The organism is Bacillota bacterium (assembly GCA_012837335.1).
Classification (GTDB): Bacteria; Bacillota; Limnochordia; order Darwinibacteriales; family DTU012; genus DTU012.
In genome coordinates this window covers 30,846-53,318 of the sequence record DURM01000078.1, presented here as the reverse complement: position 1 = coordinate 53,318, position 22,473 = coordinate 30,846, and the positions used below count along the sequence as shown (strand labels likewise).

Sequence of the window (22,473 nt, the reverse complement as noted above, 5' to 3'; positions counted from 1 at the left end):
GTTAATCCAGCGTCCTATCTTATTTTTGGTATAGAGATCTATCAGCTCAAGTTGTTGACAATCTGCCGTCTTTTAGCACTATTGCAGAACCAAATTATAACCCTAGCGTTGTTTTTTTCTAAAATATACATATTATGACATTTCCACGCAAATTAGGAGCAGACCGGTGTTAATTTTTAGGATTTTTTAAGTTATTCTTTTGTAAATTGTCAAGAGACCCCATAAAAATGAGTTGCTTCATACGAAAGAATATACCAGCTGAGGCAAGAAATCACAATACCTTGTGGTTGCTCCCAGCGTCGTATACTGCAGATTTGATTTTTACTCACTTTTCTGGTATACTTAAGACACAACATAATCTCCGAATTCAATTATTATGAAGCGGGGGAACCGATTTTAGGGGTGAATCTTGATAGTATTATCAAGAGGGGCAACTTGGGTGTCCTAATCCGTCAGCTAACCTCGTAGGAGTACTCCAAGCGTGAATCTACTTTAGAAGATGTCGTTAAAAGTAGATCACGCTTTTTGATTTCATAATAGTTGAAAGGAGATGGACCGCATGCAAATCTGCAATAACATCCACGCTAACTTTCCGATTAACATATTCCGCTTTACTGCTACTCAATGCTGCAAAATATCACATAATCAACGTCCCAATCCTCATGTAAGACTTGATGGACATTGAGACACGGTCTGCACAAGTCAAATTCCAGACAATATACCAGTTTAATGTCGTTAATAAGGGTAACTTGTGGTGAACGGTCGAATGCGGAAGTCTAGTGTCGAAGCTTAATGGCTCAGCATTAATTCAATGAATGAAGGGGGAGACGTTGATGTCAGGTCAACCGCTAACAATTGATCAAATCCGTACATTCATGGACAAGAATCTTGGGAAGAAGGTAGTTTTAACCGTCAATCACAGTCGTAAGAAGAAGACGATTAATAGAGGTATCGTTGCTGAAACTTATCCGAGGCACTTTGTTGTCAAACTGGACAAAACAGCAGCTGTTAAAAATGCATCTTACACCTACGCCGACTTACTAACAAAAACAGTAGAACTTGAATTTCAAGAACAGGATCGAGTCTCCTAGCACAAAGAGAGGGTGAAGCTTAACGCTTCACCCTCTTCGTTTTATCCCGCTTTAGTTACTAAACTTAAACCAGCCAAAATCGAAGTTAGAACCGGGCAGGAAGATAAAGGTAACAGTCTGCTTCCCGGTCACCTTTTCGATCGGAAACTCCAGTTTCTGGTATTCCTCAGATGCAGGGAATTCGATAATCTGGCGGGTTTCTCCATCTTCATCGGCAAAGCTGATGTGAATGGTATTTTTGCCTTGGGGAGCCCTGCCGTATATTACCAGCTTATCAGCACCGGAATCACCAAAGTCCATGTCTTCGAACACCAACGAGACGTTGTTGCCGATCCCCTCAATCGTGTCTTCCTTGATGGTGTAGGTATCACCATAAAGCTGATCATGCTCCACAGCGCGATTTTGAGCAAAAGCTCGCGGCGATTCAGTAAACTCGAAGCCTTTAATCTGCATCCGCTCATATACAACGAGGTAGATGTCGTTAGGTCCCCTCAACCGTCTGTTGAGGCGGTAGGTTTCAGGCTGATACACCATCCATTTCGGCGCTTTCTGATAAACATCATCTAACAGTTTCCGGCTGCCCTCCTGGTTCGGCACGCCGTCCCAAATCTCAATCCTAACTTCAGCCCGGGAGTTGAAGAAGATCGGGATCGTAATCTCATCGGATCCATCGGGACCGAAATCCAGGTTCTTAAAGCCCAGAACTGCTCGCTGATGCAGTGGAGTCGCAATGCTCCGCTCACTACCGCTGCCCAGTTCTCCTTCACCGTAGTCATAGAGCGCGGCGGGTACAAACTCGTAAGGACTTTTAGCTACTGCCCCTAAGCCCACACCTTCAAACTCCAGCTGAGAGATGAGCTTCGGCTTGTCGCTGCCGTTGGTGGTAATGCACCGGAGCCGGAACTTACCATCTCCTAATGCTCTCACTACAGCTTGATGGCCATCTGCTTCTACCTCAGCGTAAGGCACCGGAATTCCCAGATCATTAACCACGCTCCACTCCAGCTCCTGGTAAGAAGCATTTTCCGGATAGATGCGGGCTTGAACCGTGATTTCTTTTCGATCTTTGGTCAGCACCCGATCCGGATCGCAGTGCAGCTCGACTTTGCGAACGGGAACTTCCTCACTGCTTCCCATCACGATTGGTCTGGCCTGGTTTTCCATCAGAGCCGAAACACCGATTGCTGCACTTGGATCAACCGGCAGTGCCTCGAATTCAAGGATCTCACTGGGCAGTCCCTTAGATGAAACCCGCACCTGGATTTTTCCAGGTTCGAGTTTAGCACCGATGATTGCCATCAGCTTGCCGCTGAACAGCCTGCGGCTTACGCCTTTGTACTGATCATAGTCAGTGCTGTCTCCGTTATCGAGACCGAGGAGGCGGCCAGCACCGCTGACTTCAACCTCAACGCGGTTAGTGGCATTCTCTACCGGATTGCCATCTTCATCTTCCATGGAAATCTCAACAAAGATCAGATCAGTACCGTTGGCCTGTAGCTGGTACTTATCTGGTTTAAGAATAATCTTCTTGGGATCTTTGAACGATCTTCTCACTGCTGTGGCAATCACTTGATCGTTTTCATCATAAGCAATTGCTTTCAGTTCGCCTTCCTCGTAAGGAACCTTCCACCAGCCGATTAACTGATCCCCATGCTCGTGGTCGATATCAAAGGTGCCGATCGTTCTGCCGTTCAGCTGCAGCTCAACATTCGGCGCATTCGAGCAGACCCGCACATCAATAATCTGACCCGGGTTGAAATCCCAATAGGGGAAGATATGAATCATGGGATTGGTTTTGTAATCGGTCCAAGCAGATTGATAGATATAAAAGGAATCTTTCGGGAATGTAGCAGTATCTATCTGCCCAAAATATGAATTCTTGGTGCGGTATGGAGTCGGCTCACCGATGTAATCAAAACCGGTCCATAAAAACTGGCCTAAGGAGAACTGGTGATCCCTTTCCGCGATAATGCAGTACTCCGCTGACTTAGCCCCCCAGCTTACCGTGCTGTTTCCAAGAGCTGAGCACTGCTCGTCATCATCAGCCAGAATCTGCTGCTCAAACGGGAAATGATAAATGCCCCGGCTCTGCACCACTGAGCTGGTTTCACTGCCGTAGATTACCCAGTCCGGATATTTTTCATGATGCTCTTGGTAGAGCCTTTCGGCGTAGTTATATCCCGCAATTTTTAAGATGTCAGCGCATTTTTGGGCGTTTTCCCACGCCATATAGTTGGAGCCGATTGTAACTTGAGCGTTTTCTTTCGGATCATGCTCTCTCACATAATCCCGCAGCATTCTCGTGATTGCCTGCCCCCGCTCGCTCGCATGGGTATCATAGATCTCGTTACCGATACTCCAAAGCAGCAGGCTGGGATGATTGCGGTCCCGCCGCACCCAGCTGCGCACATCCCGCTCTGCCCAATCAGGGAAAAACCGGGCATAGTCGTACTGGGTTTTGCGCTTTTCCCACATATCGAAAGCTTCATTAACAATAAAGAAGCCCATCTTGTCTGCAAGATCCATTAAAGCCGGCGCCGGCATATTATGGGCTGTTCGAATCGCGTTTACACCCATCTCTTTAAGTATCTTAAACCGCCGCTCTAGCGCCACTTTATTAAACGCTGCGCCCAGCGCTCCCAGATCATGGTGCTCGCACACCCCATTTAATTTCATCTTCCTGCCGTTAACGATCAAGCCCTGATTCGGGTCAAGAACAATTTCCCTAAAGCCCACATTTTGAACAATGGTTTCCACCGCTTGAGCGCTGCCTGCCGGTTTAAGCTCGCTCACCAACCGGTATACATTCGGTTCGTCTGGACTCCAGAGCCGCGGATCAGATACATACAAGACCTGCGAGTCTATCTGCTGTCCACCCTTAGCTTTAACTAAGCTTTTAGAAACAGCCATGACCCGATTTTGGGCATAAATTGTGTGAATTAGTTCTGCATCATCTTTCAGCACCAGCTCGGTATCAATTTCTACCCGCCACCTGCCGTCTTCAGGCTTAATCGATACATAAGTGCCATCGGTAGGAATGTAGTTACTGCCGCGGGTGATCAGATACACGTCGCGATAAATTCCCGCTCCCGAATACCAGCGGCTGTTCGGCGCTTGATGCACCACTTTCATTAAGATTTCATTTTCGCCTTCAATAATAAAGTCAGTCAGATCATGCTCAAAGGAGGAATAGCCGTACTTCCACTCCCCGACCAACTCGCCGTTGACGTACAGAGTGGAATCCATATAGACACCTTCGAAATACAGCAGCAGGTGTTCGGGCTTGGTTTCGCAGACCAGTTTTCTGCGGTACCAGCCAATGCTGTTTTCATAGAGATTTAAGGTATCGTGAACTAACCAGTCGTGAGGCAGATCGATGGGCTGAAATTCCAAATTGGTCGGTTCAGCAACGTCCAAACTGCTCTTGGCAAACTCCCACCCATCGTTAAAAAGCCGCTTCTGATTCAACCAAATTACCTCCCTGTAATTTTATTGGCTCCTATTGATTGCCTTTCAGGCCAATCGCTTCAGCCGCTGTGCGCATCCCGAGAATGGTTTCCTGGATCAGGTCATCTAAATCTGCACCCAGCATCTGACAGCCTGTTTCAATTACTTCCCGATTTACACCGGCAGCGAAGTTCTTCTGCTTGTACTTCTTCTTAACAGACTTGACTTCCAAATCCAAAACACTTTTGGAAGGCCGCATTAAGCAGACCGCGTTGATTAAACCGGTCAGCTCATCTATAGCATAGAGAACCTTCTCCATGAAGTGAACAGGCTTAACATCGGTGCAGATTCCATAACCGTGGCTGCACACAGCGTGGATGATTTCTTCATCAACGCCTCGCTCGCGCATGATTTCTGCGCTTTTATGGCAGTGCTCATCAGGATATTTTTCATAATCCAAGTCGTGCAGCAGCCCGATAACACCCCATTTGTCCGCATCTTCGCCGTGTTTGGCGGCAAAATGGCGCATCACTGCTTCTACAGCTAGGGCGTGCTTCAACAGCGCGTCGGATTGATTATACTCGGTTAACAGCTCCCAGGCCTGCTCACGCGTTAATTGGGCCATATCCAATCCCCCCAAATCCTATGATAATTGTCCTGAAATTATGTGGAATATCAAGATGGTACTTCGCACTAAGTCCTGGAAAGTCCTGCCTAACCCTACCCAACGAGACACTGTTTATCTGCGTACTGAAGCTGATGCAGGTACCTGTAAAGGCTGTTAGGATCAGCGAGCAGCTCGGAATGGGTTCCTGATTCTGCCACCTGCCCCTGATTGATAACCACAATCCGATCGGCTTTTTCGACAGTGGACAGGCGGTGGGCAACCGCGATTGTAGTTCTGCCAACCATCAAACGCTCCAAGGCTTTCTGGACAAGATATTCAGATTCAGAATCCAGCGCTGAGGTAGCTTCGTCAAGAAGCAGAATTGGAGCATCTTTTAAAATCGCTCGGGCAATGGCAATCCGCTGCCGCTGTCCTCCCGACAGATAAGCACCCCGCTCACCGACCTTTGAATCATATCCATTGGGAAGCTGAACAATGAAATCATGGGCGTAAGCTGCCCGGGCGCAGGCTTCAATCTGGTCCATGGTTGCGTTTGGGCTGCCGTATGCAATATTCTCGGCAATGGTCCCGGTAAAGAGATAGCTTTCTTGCGGCACATAAGCGGTCAGCCCGCGAAGTTCCTCCAGGCTTAAATCATAGATTGGGCGTCCATCAATCACAATCTCACCAGCTGACGGCGCATAAAACCCTAACAGCAGCTTTAAAATAGTGCTCTTGCCTCCACCGCTCGGACCAACCAGGGCATACATCTGGCCTTTTGGCACTGTCAAGTTAAGCTTGCGCAGCACCTGCTCTCCATTGGGATAGCAAAAATCCAGCCCGGCAATCTCTACCGCGGTTGACGCATCTGCAGCGGTTCTGGTCCTACTTGGCTTGATTGATACCGGTTTAGGCAGCCTGACCGGCTCTTCCTGCTGATCTAAAAGTTCCAGCACCCGCTCTGCTCCCGCCAGTCCGGTCTGGATCTGGGTGATCTGGTCGCCGAGACTGCGAAACATCCGAATAGCATCATTCTGCATCTGCACCATGAAAACAATATCACCAAAGCCTACCCGTCCTCTGAAAACGAAGAAGCCGCCAATAATCATCAGCCCCACAGCGCTGAGAAAACTGGTAAAGAAATTGACTGAACCCAAAGCTGCGTTACAGCGAACTCGCCTATCCGCCAATGCCAGCACCGAACGGTTTTCCTCGCAGTAATCGTTATTCATCTTCGCTTCCAAACCATAAATCCGGGTAGTCTGCATTCCAGCCAATAGATCTGAGAGCCTTTCCGTAAGCTTACCCAACCGCTCCTGCACCTGATTTGAGAGCTTCCGCACTAGTTTAGCAAAACGGGCGTTAAGGTAAGTGAAGATCAAGCCTAAGCCAATAGTAAAGGCAGCGAGCTCCGGACTGCGGATGAACATCACCGCTAATGCGGCGGTACCGCTCAGCACGCTCTGGCAGATTGCCTGAATATTGCTGCTGTAAACTAACTCGAGGGTTTTTAGGTCGTTAGTCACCCGGGAGGTTAAATCTCCACTGTGGTTTTCTTCCAGAAAGCTGGCGGGAAGCCGCTGGATTTTCGCAAAAGTGATGGTGCGGAAGTTTGCGCTGGTGCGGTTGACCACATATGTAAGCAGATAGTAGCTGATTCCGCCTACCAAAGCGGTTCCACCCAGCAGCCAAGCTGTTTGAGTCAGTTTTGCAAGTAGGACTGCCAAATCTCCTAACTCCATCGCTGCGGACATGTCGGCAAAAAATGCAGCCACAATATAATTGATGGCAAAGGACAGCAGACTAACTGCTGTTAAGGAAATAAAGTAAAGCGGCTTGAGCTTGATGTATTTGATAATCCTCATTAAAGTACGCTTTTTCATTCTTCTTCCTCCTCAACCAGCCTGCTGCAGCTGGGTTTGGTATAGGCGGTAGTATGTTCCTTTAAGTTGTAGGAGTTCCTCATGGGTACCCGCTTCAACAATCCGTCCCTGATCAATCACCAGAATCCGATCTGCGTTTTTAATCGTAGACAGCCTGTGGGCAATGACAAGGGTTGTTTTGTCCTGCATCAGCCTCTCCAAAGCCTGCTGAACCAGGTGTTCCGCTTCCATATCCAAGGCAGAAGTTGGTTCATCTAAGAGCAGAAGCTCCGCATCTTTTAAAAATGCTCTGGCAATAGCAATTCTCTGCTTCTGCCCGCCTGATAGGCGGCTCCCCCTTTCACCCACAACTGTGTCGTATCCATGCGGCTGCTGGAGGATAAACTCATGGGCCGCTGCCGCCTTGGCTGCGGCAGCAATTTGGTCATCATCGGCACCCAGCCTTCCAAAAGCGATATTTTCTTTGATTGTTGTGGGGAATAAAAAGGGATCTTGAGTAACTAACGAGATGCGGCTCCGAAGCTGCTGGGGATCCCATTTCGCATATTCATGGCCGAAAATATTGATTGTACCGGAATTAGGACGATAGAACCCGGTAATTAGCTTAAAGATTGTTGATTTCCCTGAGCCGCTGGGACCGACTAATGCTGTTATCTCGCCTTTTTTGATCTGAAATGACAGATCTTTAAACAGCTCTGATTCTCCATAACCGAAACTGACACCACAAAATTCCAAAGCAGTGTCGTTATCCGCGGGATCGGTCACTCCCCCTACCGGTTCTTCTGGAATCTCTAAAAGCTCCTGAATACGGCCGTATCCTGCCATTGCCCGGTGATACTGGCCGATATAATGGGGCAGTGCGGTTAAAGGATTGCTGACATGGTTAAGAAGATTGATAAAAGCAAATAAGGAACCAATCGAAAGCCGGCCGGAAATCGCCAAATATCCGCCGTATCCGAAGCAGATTAGAAAAGGCGTAAGTCCAACCAGGTAGGAAACCGCGTGCATCAAGCTCTGCTGCCTGCCTAGTTTTAAGCCGTGCTGCAGGCTTCTTTTTACAAAGCTCTGGAATTTTTTCTCCCGCTCTACTTCAATCCCGAAGGCCTTAACTTCAAAGCTGCCGGCGATGCTGTCCTGAACCTGGCTGTTGATATCACCGAGGCTGTCCTGCAGTTGGCGGCTGGCTTGATGAATCGGTTTAGAAATTAAGGTTACCGCCGCTGCCAAGACTGGTGTGACAACTATCACCGCTGCGGTCAGCTGCCAGTTAATGATCAATAAATAGATTAAAGCCCCAACCGCAGATAAAGGAAAGTAAATCAGGGGCATCAATCCGCCTGCCAGAAATTCTCTTACCAGGGTAACATCATTGGTTAAGCGGCTGATCAAATCACCGGAATGGTGCTGCTCCAGATACGAAATCGGCAGCCGATTGAGCTTTTCCACAGCCTGCTGCCGCATCTGCGCCCCGGCCTGCTCGCCGAAGCGGCCTAATGCCAGCCTTCTTACAAAAACAACGCCCGTCATCACAACCGTAATTACTGTAAACCAGATACCGACAGCGAGCAGGTCCTGATAGCTGCCACCGGTAATTGCATCAACTCCGGTCCGCAGAACTGCTGCTACACTCAGATCCGCTAATGCTTCTACCAAAATACAGAGTAACGCTAAAATCAAGAGTGGGCGGTGCTGTTTGAGATCCGCTAATAACTGCTTAAAATACTGCATATTCTCAACCTCCTTGATTAGAGGATATCAGGAACAGCTGGGTCGGGCTACGGTCCGAGGAACGGATATTTTTCCTCCTTAAGGCTGAGATGAAAATAAGACTGCCGTTCTAACACAGCAGTCTTATCTCAAAAAATAATATTTTTCATGCTAGAGCATTACTGAAACCTGATCCCGATCCATGCGGGCAATGCACTCCTTGAGTTTGTTGCGCAGATAAGCATCTTCTGCCGCGACGTTGCGAACTTGGCGCAGCAGATCGATGCCGCGGCGGAACGCAAATACTAAGTCACCTTCATCAATTTGCGATGCCTCCATCAGCACAGTAAAGCTCTCTCCCTGGGACCAGCGGTAAGCTAGAACCGCAATATGGTCGTTAAATTCAACCGTTGAAAATCCTAAGAACCGTTTTTCCATGTTGGCAAGCTGGAATACCAGCTTATAGGCGGGGGTAAAGTTCAGCTTATGCCGAATTTTAGTTTCATTGCGGCGCGGTTCATAGCCAATCGCTACCGCCAGAGCATTCAGCTCGGAAATGCTGTACTTGTGGAACCAGCCTTCCATAAACAGCTCGGTAATCAAAAGCTCGTGGCCGTGGATGTGACTGGCAAACTCTCCGGCACTGGTAAGTTTATCTCCCTGCAGATAACCTAAAGCCTGAAGCAGAGCTTTCTTATCCTGATACTCCTGGTAATACCGGCTTTGTGGGTCAATCTGCTGCTCCCGCTTGATTAAGTTCTGATAGCGGTGGACCAGTTTCCGATAGCGCTTGCTGTCTTTGCGGCACTCGCGCTGCGTTTCCTGCGGGCAGTCCACAACCTCTGTTTCGTTAATAGCCTGATTAATGGCTGCCAGCTGCTGGCGCAGACGCCTTTTTGCCCGCGGATAGCGTTCCTTCCGCAACCGGTTCTGCAGCTGTTTCTGCTGACGGAGCATCCGCTCAAAGACTGCTGGGCAGGCTTCCTGGTCAGTATGCTCGCAGAACTGATCAAGCTCTGCCTTCAAATCATCGATCCGCTCCCTGAGAAACTCCCGCTCATCGAGAGCTTGGTATGTAGCAAAGTTCTGGCCTAGGATGCGGTAAATCTGCTCATCATCATAGTTTTTAATTAAGTTGAGAATCGAGTTATAGGTCAGGGCAAACTGGCTCTGAAGCGGTTCAATCTGGGATTCTTTCATGCTGGGCAGATCATGTGGATCATAATAATTAAAATCAACCAGCATAAACACAAAGCCTTCGGTATCAATTCCCCGCCTGCCGGCTCGTCCCGCCATTTGAAAGTATTCCCGGTTGGTAATCGCCCTAAACGACCGGCCGTCCCACTTAGTGCTGGAATCGAAACAAACACTGCGGCAGGGGAAATTCAGCCCCACTGCGAATGTTTCGGTACAGTACAGCACTTTGATTAAACGCCTGGTAAACAACTCTTCAACCACATCTTTTAGAGCCGGCAGCATTCCGGCGTGGTGGTAGCCAATGCCTTTGAGCAGCAGGCTGCGCAGGCCTTTCCACCGCTCACTTAAGATGCGCGGATAACGGGCACTGACTGCATCGATGACAGCCTCCGCTTCTCTGCGCTCATTAACTGTCAGGAAGCTGTTGTCAGCTCCCAACTCAATAGCATTTAACTCAGCTTTTTTGCGGCTGAAAGTGAAAAACAAACAAGGCAGATACCCATCCTTTATTTCTTCGATTAGGTCCACATGGGTAGTTGCAGGAACTTTATAGCCGTCTGCCTGCTTGATCCTGCCCAAAACCTTTTTAGCCCGCTTGCGAAACTGATTAACTGGAACAGCACCCATGCTTTTTTCAAAGATATAGTGGCGCAGGGGCACAATCCGCTCAAAGTGAGTGACGATCTTAATCTCCTGCCGCTGAGTCTGGCCGATCCACTCCGCCAGCTGCTCCACATTGGGAATAGTAGCGCTTAAGCCTAAAAACCGCATTGTATCCGGCATGAAGATCAAGCTTTCCTCCCACACGCTGCCCCGCTCTGGATCATCGATGTAGTGGATCTCATCAAAAATCACATAGCGCACATCGGCAACCCGCTCAGGAGACTGCTGAAGGAGGTTGCGAAAAATCTCAGTGGTCATAATCAATACCGGAGCTTCGGAATTGATCACCACATCACCGGTTAAGATCCCGACTGCGTCTTCGCCCATAATAGCTTTAAACTCTTTAAATTTCTGGTTGCTGAGCGCCTTAATCGGCGCGGTGTAAACTACCCGCCCATTTTCTTTGTAGATTTTTTCGATCAGGTAATCGGCAATTAAGGTCTTACCCACACCGGTTGGAGCGGCAACCAGGACAGAATAATTCTGATCAATGTACTCTACTGCTTCCTGCTGGAAGGGGTCGAGTACAAAACCGCGATAAACCTGAGTTGTGCCGTTATTACTCAAAGAAATCCTCCTTATAATCCCAGATTAGCTGCCGCGTTGGGCAGCTGCTGCCAGCGAAATTTCCGCAGCGTAGGCACTGGAAGAGACTGTATCACCCATACCCACCGTGCTGACAGGGTTCGGGACGATATGGGCGGGGACAACCAAAGCCCAGTGGTCATCCAGTTCCATAATGCCTGTAGCAAGTACTGCCTCGCCTGCCGGCAGTCCTAAACTCTGCGCTTCGCTGACAAATTCCTGCAGCTGCTTCATACCAACATCACTTAACGGATAATCAACCATCTGATCAACATCTTCCAGCGGCACCGCGCCTCCCTGCATAGCTTTCACTGCATTAACCGCGGAAGCAAACAAGCAGGCCTGCCGCACAATCTCCGGATCAACTCCATAAGGTTTCATGAGTACAACTACATAATAACCAAGATTATGCAGATGGATACGGGGAACGTTCAATTCCCTGGCCACCGCGAGAGCTCCCTTGTAGAGGCTGAAAGCTCTCTCATTTTCTGCAATCTCGGCTGCTAATTCACCATACCCGAGTCCTGCTAAGAGCCGGCGGATCTCGTTTTCATTAATTCCGAAACTGGTAAACAAAGGCGCAAGACTTTTTAGCAGTTTCTTTTCGTCATCCGCATCGGGCATAGGCACATATTCTAAGTGCAGTTTTAATTCCGGATTCTTGGACTTAAGGCGCAGCAGGTCATCACTGCTCAGCTTAATGTACTCATCTAAAGTTTCTGCCCGCCCTTCAATCCGGCCGTGGTGGTAGCCAGCCATAAAAGCTACATCTATAGTCTGTCCTAATTCAGGTAAATGGGACGCTATTTCCGGATCAAATCCCATTGCCGCTTTCGGGTTGCGTGTACCTAAAATCACGCGATTAGCTCGAGGTGAAGTGATTTCTTCATCGCCAAATTTAAAAGTAATTCCTTTAGCATACTCAAAAATGTAATTAAGTTTTGTCCACTGATCATTAACTGATTCCCGAACCGGAATCCAGGTAATGCCGCTGTTTACCTCGGGATATAATACCCTGGAGTCAAAACTGGCAGCCTGTTTCGACGATAAGACCGGGCTGTAAACGGAGCTGGTGGCTCCTAAAGCTGCCATCTGGTTTGCAATAATTCCAGCCTGTCCGCCCATCGCCTCCGAACGCTGCAGAAAGACCTGACTAAACCAATCACCAAGCTTGCTGTCCATGACCCCGTAGTGGGATTTACCTACCTTGATGCACTCTTTAAGCAGAGCCATAAACTCAGTATTGGTAGTGACAGGCCACACTTCGGTTGGTTCCGCAGGAGGATTGTCCAAAATCTGTGGTTCCTGCTTCATGATGCCGGCAATCATGTCTGCGTTCAGCTTAATAACTACGTCAACATTTGCATTAAATCCGGCAAATACCCTGCAGTTAAGTTTAGTTGTAATCGCATGCCTTAAATAATCGTGCCACATTACGCGTCTGCCTCCCTTATCCACCAAATCTAACTTCTATATTAACGGTTCTGCGGAAATATCCTGCCTGGAAAGCCAATAAATACCCAATGGGCAAAGTATTGCCAAGGGTGTTGTAAATCACTGGCGAAAGGTGTATACTTATCAATGTAGTAATAATTAATGCGAAGGAGGTGCCTTTCTTGAATACACTGCAAGAAAGAGTGCAAAAAGTGCTGGACTTAATCCGTCCCCAAATTCAAGGCGACGGTGGAGATGTAGAGTTGGTTGGCATTAATGAGGACAATGTTGTTACTGTTCGTTTAACCGGTGCGTGTGTTGGGTGCCCCATGTCCCAATTAACTTTAAAAGCAGGTATTGAGCGCATTCTCAAACAGCAGATTCCGGAAGTCACAGCTGTTGAGGCTGCTAACTAGTAGATGATGATAAGGTAGGCGGTCTGCGCCTACCTTTTGCTTTTTAAGGGAGGTTTAAGAGTGGAGCAGTTTTTTGCAGAAGCAGAACAGCTGGGGTTAGACGCGGTCGCTGTTACCCATGCGGAGAAATTCACAGAATGCCTGTGGCATTTAGAGAAAATAAAAAGCGAAGGGCATTATCCCGATTTTACCGAGCAGGATCTCCAGATTCGGATTGATCCCAAAGCAGTGCTGCCGAGCGCAAAAACAATCATCAGTACTGCAATTGCCTACAAAACTGAGCTGCCGAAGTTAAGTCCTCAGTCCGGGCTGCTCTCCCGCTACGCATGGGGTATTGACTACCACCGAGTCCTGACCCACAAGCTGGAAACACTGGCAGAGTGGATGCAAAAAAACCTCGGCGTTAAGAACTATGCTGTCTGTGTTGATACTAAACCCACCCTAGACAGGGCTATCTTTTTGCGGGCTGGGCTTGGATGGCGGGGCAAGAACTGCTGTGTTTTCCATCCCCAATTTGGATCCTGGATCTTTTTAGGCAGCATCCTTGTGGATGTGGAACTGCCGCAAATCAACCCTCATCCTTTTTCATCAGCATCTCCCTGTGATAAGTGCGATCTGTGCATTCAAGCCTGTCCAACCGGAGCACTGTTTGCCCCGTATCGGATCAACCCGTATATCTGCATTTCTTACTTAACCCAGATGAAGGGCTTTATTCCGGTTGAGCTGAGAGCAAAAATCGGCGTTAAATTGTGGGGCTGTGATAACTGCCAGCAGGTGTGCCCCATTAACAAACAGGCTCCTTCCTGTTCCCATTTGGAGTTTGCTCCCAAAGACGAGCAGAGCATCCCGGTGATCCCGCTGTTAAACATCAGCAATCGGGAGTTTAAGCATCGCTTTGGCGATACACCCATGGGCTGGCGCGGCAGAAGCGTAATCCAGCGCAACGCTGCGATCGTGTGCGGAAATCTCCAGTTAGGCGAAGCTGTTTCCGAGCTTAAAACCAGTCTGGAGGATCCCAAACGGGTTGTGCGGGGCACTGCTGCCTGGGCATTGGGAAAGATTGGCACCAAAAAAGCCAGGGAAATCCTGGCTGATCATAAAACCAAAGAAACGGATCTGCAGGTATTAGCTGAAATTGAATCAGCTTTAACCAGTCAGTGAGCGTTCCGAACCCGTACCGGAAATCCATGCTCTTTGAGAATCCGGACCGCTTTTTCTGCCGACCCGATTTTAGCAAAGCCCAGTCGTAATGTGCCGCCTTCGCCTTCCCGAACCCTAAGAATCTCAATATCGTCTATATTTACGTCCTGCCCGCCTAAAATAGCTGCTACCTGTCCAATCATACCCGGACGGTCAGGAATGGTAACAATAATCTCATCTAAGAAAGGCCAGTAGCCTTTCATTTTCGCCGGAATCTGATCGCGAACAGTTTTAGCCGCTGCCAGCTGCATTTCAAAATCCGGTCTTAATTCCTCGGCCAAAGCCCGCTTCATTTCGTTTAAACAATTTGTGAAGCGATCAATCATGGCAATTACCTGCTCTTTATTGCTGAAGCAGATATCCTTCCACAAACCGGGATTGCCTGAAGCAACTCTGGTAGTATCCTTAAAGCCCCCGGCAGCCAAAGCTAAAGTCATGGGATGTTCTCCAGCGAGCTCAGCTGCTGTCTGCACCAAGGCGGCAGCCGCAAGATGAGGCAGATGACTGATCGCTGCGGTAATTTTGTCATGAGTGTCCGGATCCAGGACCAGAGCTCTGGCACCAACTCCTTCTACTAGATTTCTCACCCGTCCCAGCGCCTGCGGATCAGTTGTCTCAGTTGGAGTCAGCAGATAAAAAGCATTTTCAAACAGATACGGATCTGCTCCGCCAACACCCGCTGTTTCCGCCCCTGCCATAGGATGCCCACCCACAAAGGCGTTGTTGGGCAGAAGCTGCTCTGCCTGAGCTACAAATTCACTTTTTGTGCTGCCCACATCAGTGACCACAGCCTGTGGCGCCAGGTACCCGCGGATGTTTTCCAAGATTTTTAAGTTGGAGAAAATCGGCGCGGCTAAGACAACCAGATCTGCATCCCGCACCGGTGAATAATCAAGCGCGTATGTATCAACAGCTCCTAATTCTTTGGCCATTTGCAAACTGTTCTCATCAAGATCGATACCAACAACTTTATCAGCCAGCCCGTGCTTACGCACCGCCATTCCTAAGGAGCCGCCGATCAAACCGACTCCGATGATTACCATCTGATCAAAGATTACAGCCACGGGTACTCCTCCTAATTCACAGTCCATTAAACTGTAATATTTGACTAAACTATTCCAAACCCTTCTTGATCGCTTCCCGCGCCAGCTCATCGCAGCGATTGTTCCAGAAATTGTCGCTGTGGCCTTTCACTTTAATCCACGTGATTTCATGCTTCTTGGCTAATACCAGCAGTTCTTCCCATAAATCTTGATTGCTCACCGGCTGATTTCTGGCGTTTTTCCAGCCCCGCCTCAACCAGCCGGAGAACCAGTCCTGCAGAAAAGCATTAACCAGGTAAGCGCTGTCAGAGTAAAGATTAACTCTGCTGGGAGTTTTCAGCCGCTTTAAAGCCTCGACAGCAGCGGTCAGCTCCATTCTCTGATTGGTCGTGTTCGGCACATAACCGCTGTATTCTTCAACTACTTCACGAATATGATCATGATAGATAATAACTGCCCCCCAACCTCCCGGACCGGGATTGCAGCTGCAGGCACCATCGGTGTAGATTTCTATTGTTTTTTGCGTCATGTTTACCACTCCTTGGATGGATTCTTCGTTTTTCTTGGCATTTCGGACGGAGTATGATAAATTTAAAATATATCCACTATTATACTTAGGAGGTGAAACCGTGGTAGAGAAACTGGAAGTTCTCACTGAAGACTCCCGCCATGTGGGCAAGAGCTGCGCCAAGTGTGAACAAAAACTGGAAATCGGTGCTGAAATTGTCGAATGTCCCCGCTGTCACGCAGTCCACCATGCTGACTGCTGGAAGCAGAATGGCGGCTGCGGCCGCAGAGGCTGCGCCCAGGTCGCCAAAGCAGTGGTCGGTGAAAAATCTGCCGGTGATGGTCCACCTCCCCCAATCCCGCCGCATAGAATATTACTGGGACTCGGGATCGTACTTGCTGTTATTTTAGTTTCTATTTTGTGGCCAGAACCACCGGATCCGGCTGCGGGGCGGACCAAAATTTATGTTCTGTTTGAAGCATCACTGGATGAGCAGAATGAATTGAACCGCATTATTAATGATTTTAATGCCGAAAGCAGCGATATTTATATTGAACTGCAGACATCATCGCGCAGCATGATTGAAAACCAATTGGTTGTGCGCATGGCAGGCGGCGATGCTCCGGACATTTTTGCGCTTCCCTATGACCGCTATGAAGCAATGCTGGATCAGATCGGAGCAATGTATCAGCTCGGGGACAGCGATAATCCTGTCTATGGTGTGCAGCATCCTTCTCAGCTGAGGGTAATTAGTATTTTTGTCCACACTCCCCATCCATATGAAGCTGTCGAAGTGCTGCGCTATCTGCTGCAGGAGATGCCCCGCCGAGATTTAACAGAGCTCAAAGAGCAGGCTCATATTCTGGATCCGGAGTATATGGTCGATGTCGATACCTTCTTGAGCTTAACTGAATAAGCAAAGGAGCCCTTTTTATGAACATTGCAATGTTTACTGACAGCTACACCCCGTATATAAGCGGTGTTGTCCGCTCAATTCAGCGCTTCAGCCGCGGATTAACCGCGCTCGGACACAATGTTTACATCTTTGCACCACAGTATTCGAAAAAACAGATGGCCAATGTCAGTGAGCAGGATGGGATTAAGGTCTTCCGCTTTCATTCCTTTCCTGCTCCTACCTGTCCTTCCTACGCGCTGCCGATTCCCATCTCCTTAAAAGCAGATCGGCTGATTCGCACGCTCAACATCGACATTATTCATACCCATTCACCATTTATCACAGGACAGTTAGGAGCAATCTTGGCGCGGAGAAACCGCATTCCGCTTGTATTTACTCATCATACATTATATCAGGAATACAGCCATTATTTACCCGGTCCGCAAAAATTGACCAAGCAGATGATTACGAGCTATCTCAAACGCTATTTTCGCCACTGCCATCATATCATCGCCCCAACCGAACTGGTTAAGGACTATATCCTGGATCTTTATCATATCACAAATCCGATCACCATCGTACCGACGGGGATCGATCTCAGCCAGTATGAAATGGCTGATCCTGACTGGCTCCGTCATAAGTATCAGATACCGAAGCACCAGCGGATCATTTTGTATGTGGGACGTTTATCAGTAGAAAAAAGTCCCCGCTTAATCTTGGAAGCATTTCTGCAGCTGAATAAATCAATTGCAGATCTCCACTTGGTATTTGTAGGGGATGGTCCAGAAAAAGTCAACCTCGTCAAAATGGCCAAAGCTCACGGCTTGGAGAAGCAGGTTACCTTTACCGGCGCAGTTGATGCCAAAGAGGTAGTCCACTGCTACAGCGGCGCTGAGCTGTTTTTATTCAGCTCCACTACCGAAACCCAGGGTTTGGTCATGATTGAGGCCATGGCAGGGGGTGTGCCGGTCGTAGCGGTCAATGCCACCGGTTCCAGTGAAAGCGTTATAGATGGCTACAACGGCTTCTTAACTGAAAATTCCACTGAAGCTCTGGTTGAAAAAGCCGAATTGATCTTAACCAACCGAACACTATGGCAGGAGCTGCGGGAAAATGCCCTTAAAACAGCTCAGCTGTACAGCATTGAAAATACATCCAGGCAGCTGATCACTGTGTACGACCAAACCTTAGAACAAGAAAAAGTCAGTTAACAGATTCATCCCTCCCCTCATAGGCTGTAATAAAGAGCCTCACGGTGGAGTGAATCATCTTGTCCAAGCAGAGAATAATCAATCCTCACCGGATTTACGACTACCAATATGATCTCTATGGATATAACTATGACTTTGATAATTATTCGTTCGCTAAATCTGCCCAAACTAAGCAGAAGCTAAATCCAAAACAGGTCAAAAACAAAGAAGAGCCGGGGTAACCCAGCTCTTTTCTTTGTATCTTAAAACTGTACCTGCGGTACTTCTTCTGCTCCCGGACGCGCTTCAAAGAACGGCCGCGCTTGTTTTCCGAACATGTTAGCGATCACAACTGTCGGGAACTGTTTGATTTTCACATTCCACGCCTCAACCGCTTGATTGTAGCGGCGGCGCCCCTGAGCAATTTTATTCTCAGAAGCAGCCAGCTCATCCATTAAGCGGGTGAAATGCGTATCCGCTTTTAACTGGGGATACTGCTCAACAATTACCAACAAACGGCTTAAGGCTGATTCTAACTGCTGATTAGCTTCCAGCGCTTCTGAAGCAGAACCGGCACCAATCAAACGGGAACGGGCGTTAGCAATTTCCGAAAATACTCCTTCTTCATGGCTGGCGTAGCCTCTCACGGTTGCCACAAGATTGGGAATTAAATCAGCCCGATTCTGCAGCAGGTTTTCAACCTCTGCCCAGCTGGAATCTACTGCCGTTTCCATGCTTACCAGCGAGTTATAGCTGGAGACGACTCCACCGATAAGAGCCACTAAAAGAATTACAATAATGCCTAAGACCAAAGAACCTTTTTTCATCGCTGACCCTCCAATACTTAGTCTAGAATTTACGGCTGGCACCGCCGCCACCGCTGCGTCCTCCGCCAAATCCTCCGAATCCTCCGCTGCGTCCTCCCCCACCGGAGCGCGGAATCCGGGTAGTCGGAACAATTACAGTGCGGGGATACCCTCTGCCTCCGGTTCCGGAACCACCTGTCCCCCCCGGAGTATTTGGAGGCTGCTTGCGGGCCATCACTGAGATAAAGATAGCTATCGCAACAAAAACCAAAAATGCTGTTAAGTCACCTGAATCGTCGGTTTTTCTATCTAATTCAAAAGACTCATCGCTCAATACTGCTTGAAAAACTCTTGCAGCTTCAACCAATCCGGTATTGTAATCATTCTTCGCTAGATGCGGGATGACGTATTGATCAAGAATGGCGCCCACTTTTCCAGCTGGCAGCACGGTTTCAATGCCGTATCCGGTCTCAACCCGCAGATCCCGGGATTCAAGTACCAGTAGAATTAAAATACCGCTGTCTTCCGGACCACCTATTCCCCATTCTGCAAACAAATCTACAGCATAGTTCTCTAAAATCTCATCACCAATATCTGAAATTGTTACAACTGCTAGTTCTATTCCCTGCTCCTCTGCCAGAGATTCGGCAATGGCTGTAATATGTGCCCTGCTGCCGCTGTTGAGGATACCTGCAAAGTCATTGACATATCCGACCGGCTTAGGAAAAGCAGCTGCAACAACCGGTGTTACTGCCAAAATCAAAAATAACACTATTAAGAAACGATTATATCTGCTGATATTCAGCCCTCCCTCACCTAATACTATGCATAAATATATTATACTACGAACACAAAATAACTGCTATGGTAAATTTTCGACCGGAATCTGATGGTATACCTGGACATCCGGCTGCCACTGGAACTGATCCGCAGTGATCTCCTGGAGCATGCGGTAAATCTGATCAACTTGATCAGGAAGGACATCCACACTAAAGGTTACTTCCGCAAGGTACTCAGTATCATGAATTATCACACCGCTGTTGACTAGTTCATTCTGGACCTTGCCCATCAAGGTGTAGTCTACGGTTACCTTAATGCGCTGGTGAGGCACATAGCGGACAATTCCCGCTGCCCGCAGTGCTTCCGCGGCTGCACCGCCGTAAGCGCGGATTAAACCTCCCCGGCCGAGGAGTGTGCCGCCAAAATAGCGGGTGGTTACGACCACTACATTAACCATATCAAGAGATTTGATCGCCTCTAGGGTAGGCAGTCCGGAAGTGCCGCTTGGTTCACCGTCATCAGAGCATTTCTGCTGCTCAGCCTGGTTGCCGACAACATAAGCGTAGACATTATGGGTAGCATCCCAGTGCTTTTTGCTGATTTCGGCGATGAACTCTTCCGCTTCTTCAACTGTGCTGACCGGCTTTGCCCGGCCGATAAACTTGGATTTGCGCTCAATTAAAACTATTTCACTGGCTTTCGCCACAGTTAAGTACTCACTTAACAACCTGATTCACCTCATTGTCTGCTTATCTCTCAATATTCTCCTTTGTCTTGACGAAATCCTATAAATATCTGATATAATCAAGGTGCCGATAAATCGGCTGGGAAGGAGGCAGGCGCAAGCCTCAATTTATGGATATTATTCACCAAATAGCTCAGGAACTAAAAATTAGTGCTAAACAAGTGGAGCAAACAGTTAAGTTATTAGACGAAGGCAACACCATTCCCTTTATTGCGCGCTATCGTAAAGAAGCAACCGGGGAGTTAGACGAAGTAGTAATCCGCAATCTCGCTGACAGATTGAGTTATCTGCGCAATCTGGAAACACGCAAGAGTGAGGTGCTAAGCTTAATTGCGGAGCAGGACAAACTGACAGAGGAAATTCAAAAGCAGATTCAAAGCGCGGTAACTCTCCAGGCCCTGGAAGACATCTATCGACCATTCCGGCCTAAGCGCCGCACCAGAGCTTCGATCGCCAAAGAAAAGGGGTTGGAACCCCTTGCAGACTTGATTTTCGAGCAGAGCGGCGCAGCTCTGGACAAGCTGGCTGAACCTTTTATCAGCGAAGAAGTGGATTCGATCGAAGCGGCGCTTCAAGGGGCAGCCGATATTCTCGCGGAACGCTTTGCCGATGATCCAAATCTGCGGCAGACAGCCCGCCATTTTACCTGGAATTATGGCGTGATTGTCTGCGAAGCGGCCAATAAGGAGCCTTCGGAGCAGGATTTGGAATTCAAGATGTACTTTGATTACCAAGAACCGGTCCATAAGATTCCCCCCCATCGGGTGCTGGCGATCAATCGAGGGGAACGGCTGAAAGCTTTAAAAGTTAAGCTTTCTGTCGAACCGGAACCGATTTATCGCAGCTTTGCCAAAAAGCTGATCACTTCTTCTACCAGTCCCGGATCCCAGTGGCTGCACGCTGTGATTGAAGACAGCTATCAGCGGCTGCTGGCACCAAGTGTGGAGCGGGAAATCCGCAATCAGCTGACGGAAACTGCGGAAGAACACAGCATTGCCATCTTTGCCAAGAACTTAAGGCAGCTGTTGATGCAGGCTCCGGTGCGCGGCAGAAATCTGTTAGGCATTGATCCGGCGTACCGCACCGGCTGTAAGGTCGCTGCGCTCAACAGCTATGGCGACCTGCTGGCAACTGCGACAATTTATCCTCATGATCCCCGCAATCAGTGGGAGCAGTCGCTGCAAGTGCTGGCTGAGATGGTTGATAAACATAAGATCGATTTAATCACGATCGGCAACGGCACTGCCAGTCGCGAAACAGAACAGCTGGTGGCAGAACTGATTAAAAACCACAACCGCAAACTAGAATATCTGGTGGTGAATGAAGCCGGAGCCTCAGTTTATTCCGCATCAGATCTAGCCAGGCAGGAGTTTCCGGAACTTGATGTTTCCATGCGGGGAGCAGTCTCAATTGCCCGCCGGGTTATTGATCCACTGGCAGAACTGGTTAAAATCGATCCTAAATCAATTGGTGTCGGCCTCTATCAGCATGATGTCAATCAAAAGGAGCTGGCCAAGGCTTTAGGGGAAGTTGTGGAAAGCTGCGTCAACTATGTGGGTGTGGAGCTAAACAGCGCTTCTCCCGCTTTACTGAGGCATGTTTCGGGCTTAACCGCACCGGTTGCGGAAAGAATATCTGCGTACCGCAGCGAAATCGGAGGATTTACCAGCCGGGAGCAGCTTAAAGAAATTAAAGGTTTGGGAGCAAAGACATTTGAGCAGTGCGCCGGATTCCTGCGCATCGCCCAAAGCACAGATCCTCTCGATAATACCGCTGTGCATCCTGAATCCTATCCCTTAGCCCGGCAGATTCTGCGGTTAATCGGATATGAGACCCAAGATTTAAATACATCGCTTCCAGAAATCAGGGCTAAGCTGAAGACCCTGGATCCCAAAGCGGTTGCTGCAGAGCTTAATGCCGGTGAACCTACAGTCCGAGATATTTTAGCCGCCCTGGCCCAGCCGGGCAGGGATCCCAGAGATGAGCTTCCTCCTCCGTTCTTTAGAGCAGATGTGCTGGAAATCTCTGATCTGCGTCCGGGGATGATCCTCAAAGGCACTGTCCAAAATGTGGTTGACTTCGGCGCCTTTGTTGATATCGGCGTTCAAAAAGCGGGATTGGTCCATATCTCCCAGATCAGCGAACAATACATCAGCCATCCCACCGATGTTCTGCAGGTCGGGGATATTGTGACCGTGCAGGTGCTCAGTGTCGATGAAGCGCAGGGCAGAATCAGTTTAACGATGAAAATCAAACAGCACCCGTAAATCGGGTGC

Annotated in this window: 18 protein-coding genes; 7 read left to right on the top strand and 11 right to left on the bottom strand. The window is 48.6% G+C overall.

The features are described 5' to 3' along the window. Positions 1 to 833: 833 nt before the first annotated feature. Positions 834 to 1,091, top strand: a complete 258-nt coding sequence (locus GX019_10740) for a hypothetical protein (GenBank protein HHT37639.1) — start codon at positions 834 to 836, stop codon at positions 1,089 to 1,091. 51 nt (positions 1,092 to 1,142) lie between these two features. Here GX019_10740 and GX019_10735 read toward each other — a convergent pair whose 3' ends face one another. The 6 genes from GX019_10735 to GX019_10710 form a co-directional block, all read right to left on the bottom strand. Continuing rightward, positions 1,143 to 4,559 (bottom strand): DUF4982 domain-containing protein, encoded by a 3,417-nt coding sequence (locus GX019_10735; GenBank protein ID HHT37638.1) that lies wholly within the window; start codon positions 4,557 to 4,559, stop codon positions 1,143 to 1,145. Positions 4,560 to 4,590: 31 nt separating this feature from the next. Further along, positions 4,591 to 5,163 carry an HDIG domain-containing protein gene (locus tag GX019_10730; GenBank protein ID HHT37637.1) on the bottom strand — a complete coding sequence of 191 codons (573 nt, stop codon included), beginning with the start codon at positions 5,161 to 5,163 and terminating at the stop codon, positions 4,591 to 4,593. Between the two features lie 95 nt (positions 5,164 to 5,258). Then, on the bottom strand, positions 5,259 to 7,028 hold the full coding sequence (locus GX019_10725; GenBank protein ID HHT37636.1) for an ABC transporter ATP-binding protein: 1,770 nt from the start codon (positions 7,026 to 7,028) through the stop codon (positions 5,259 to 5,261). Between the two features lie 12 nt (positions 7,029 to 7,040). Beyond that, the gene (locus GX019_10720; GenBank protein ID HHT37635.1) at positions 7,041 to 8,756 is read right to left on the bottom strand and encodes an ABC transporter ATP-binding protein; all 1,716 of its coding nucleotides are present in this window, start codon (positions 8,754 to 8,756) and stop codon (positions 7,041 to 7,043) included. A 150-nt stretch (positions 8,757 to 8,906) separates the two neighbouring features. Further along, positions 8,907 to 11,162, bottom strand: coding sequence for a DEAD/DEAH box helicase (locus tag GX019_10715; GenBank protein HHT37634.1), 2,256 nt, complete (start codon positions 11,160 to 11,162; stop codon positions 8,907 to 8,909). A gap of 24 nt (positions 11,163 to 11,186) precedes the next feature. Further along, entirely contained in the window at positions 11,187 to 12,641 is a 1,455-nt protein-coding gene (locus GX019_10710; protein ID HHT37633.1) for a hypothetical protein, read from the bottom strand. Between the two features lie 164 nt (positions 12,642 to 12,805). Between GX019_10710 and GX019_10705 the strand changes: the two genes are divergently transcribed. Beyond that, positions 12,806 to 13,030: a NifU family protein gene (locus GX019_10705; GenBank protein HHT37632.1), complete on the top strand. Its 225-nt coding sequence runs from the start codon at positions 12,806 to 12,808 to the stop codon at positions 13,028 to 13,030. A gap of 60 nt (positions 13,031 to 13,090) precedes the next feature. After that, on the top strand, positions 13,091 to 14,191 hold the full coding sequence (queG, locus tag GX019_10700; protein ID HHT37631.1) for a tRNA epoxyqueuosine(34) reductase QueG: 1,101 nt from the start codon (positions 13,091 to 13,093) through the stop codon (positions 14,189 to 14,191). Here queG and GX019_10695 read toward each other — a convergent pair. Together GX019_10695 and rnhA are read right to left on the bottom strand one after the other, a co-directional pair. After that, positions 14,185 to 15,285, bottom strand: coding sequence for a prephenate dehydrogenase (locus tag GX019_10695; GenBank protein HHT37630.1), 1,101 nt, complete (start codon positions 15,283 to 15,285; stop codon positions 14,185 to 14,187). The two genes, queG and GX019_10695, sit on opposite strands and share 7 nt — an antisense overlap. 58 nt (positions 15,286 to 15,343) lie before the next feature. Continuing rightward, complete coding sequence (gene rnhA / locus GX019_10690; protein ID HHT37629.1) at positions 15,344 to 15,802, bottom strand: ribonuclease HI; 459 nt, start codon at positions 15,800 to 15,802, stop codon at positions 15,344 to 15,346. Between the two features lie 100 nt (positions 15,803 to 15,902). Here rnhA and GX019_10685 point away from each other — a divergent pair, with 100 nt between their 5' ends. From GX019_10685 to GX019_10675, 3 genes are read left to right on the top strand one after another with little or no spacing between them, the layout of a single operon-like run. Beyond that, positions 15,903 to 16,697, top strand: coding sequence for an extracellular solute-binding protein (locus GX019_10685; protein ID HHT37628.1), 795 nt, complete (start codon positions 15,903 to 15,905; stop codon positions 16,695 to 16,697). A 17-nt stretch (positions 16,698 to 16,714) separates the two neighbouring features. Continuing rightward, the gene (locus GX019_10680) at positions 16,715 to 17,887 is read left to right on the top strand and encodes a glycosyltransferase family 4 protein (protein ID HHT37627.1); all 1,173 of its coding nucleotides are present in this window, start codon (positions 16,715 to 16,717) and stop codon (positions 17,885 to 17,887) included. A 59-nt stretch (positions 17,888 to 17,946) separates the two neighbouring features. Next, positions 17,947 to 18,108: a hypothetical protein gene (locus GX019_10675; GenBank protein HHT37626.1), complete on the top strand. Its 162-nt coding sequence runs from the start codon at positions 17,947 to 17,949 to the stop codon at positions 18,106 to 18,108. A 21-nt stretch (positions 18,109 to 18,129) separates the two neighbouring features. Here the strand turns inward: GX019_10675 and GX019_10670 are convergent, their stop codons facing one another. The 3 genes from GX019_10670 to GX019_10660 form a co-directional block, all read right to left on the bottom strand. Further along, on the bottom strand, positions 18,130 to 18,693 hold the full coding sequence (locus tag GX019_10670) for a LemA family protein (GenBank protein ID HHT37625.1): 564 nt from the start codon (positions 18,691 to 18,693) through the stop codon (positions 18,130 to 18,132). A gap of 22 nt (positions 18,694 to 18,715) precedes the next feature. Continuing rightward, on the bottom strand, positions 18,716 to 19,444 hold the full coding sequence (locus tag GX019_10665; protein ID HHT37624.1) for a TPM domain-containing protein: 729 nt from the start codon (positions 19,442 to 19,444) through the stop codon (positions 18,716 to 18,718). A 90-nt stretch (positions 19,445 to 19,534) separates the two neighbouring features. After that, positions 19,535 to 20,179, bottom strand: a complete 645-nt coding sequence (locus tag GX019_10660; GenBank protein ID HHT37623.1) for a YigZ family protein — start codon at positions 20,177 to 20,179, stop codon at positions 19,535 to 19,537. 128 nt (positions 20,180 to 20,307) lie between these two features. Here GX019_10660 and GX019_10655 point away from each other — a divergent pair, with 128 nt between their 5' ends. Continuing rightward, on the top strand, positions 20,308 to 22,464 hold the full coding sequence (locus GX019_10655) for an RNA-binding transcriptional accessory protein (GenBank protein ID HHT37622.1): 2,157 nt from the start codon (positions 20,308 to 20,310) through the stop codon (positions 22,462 to 22,464). The last annotated feature ends 9 nt before the right edge of the window (positions 22,465 to 22,473 follow it).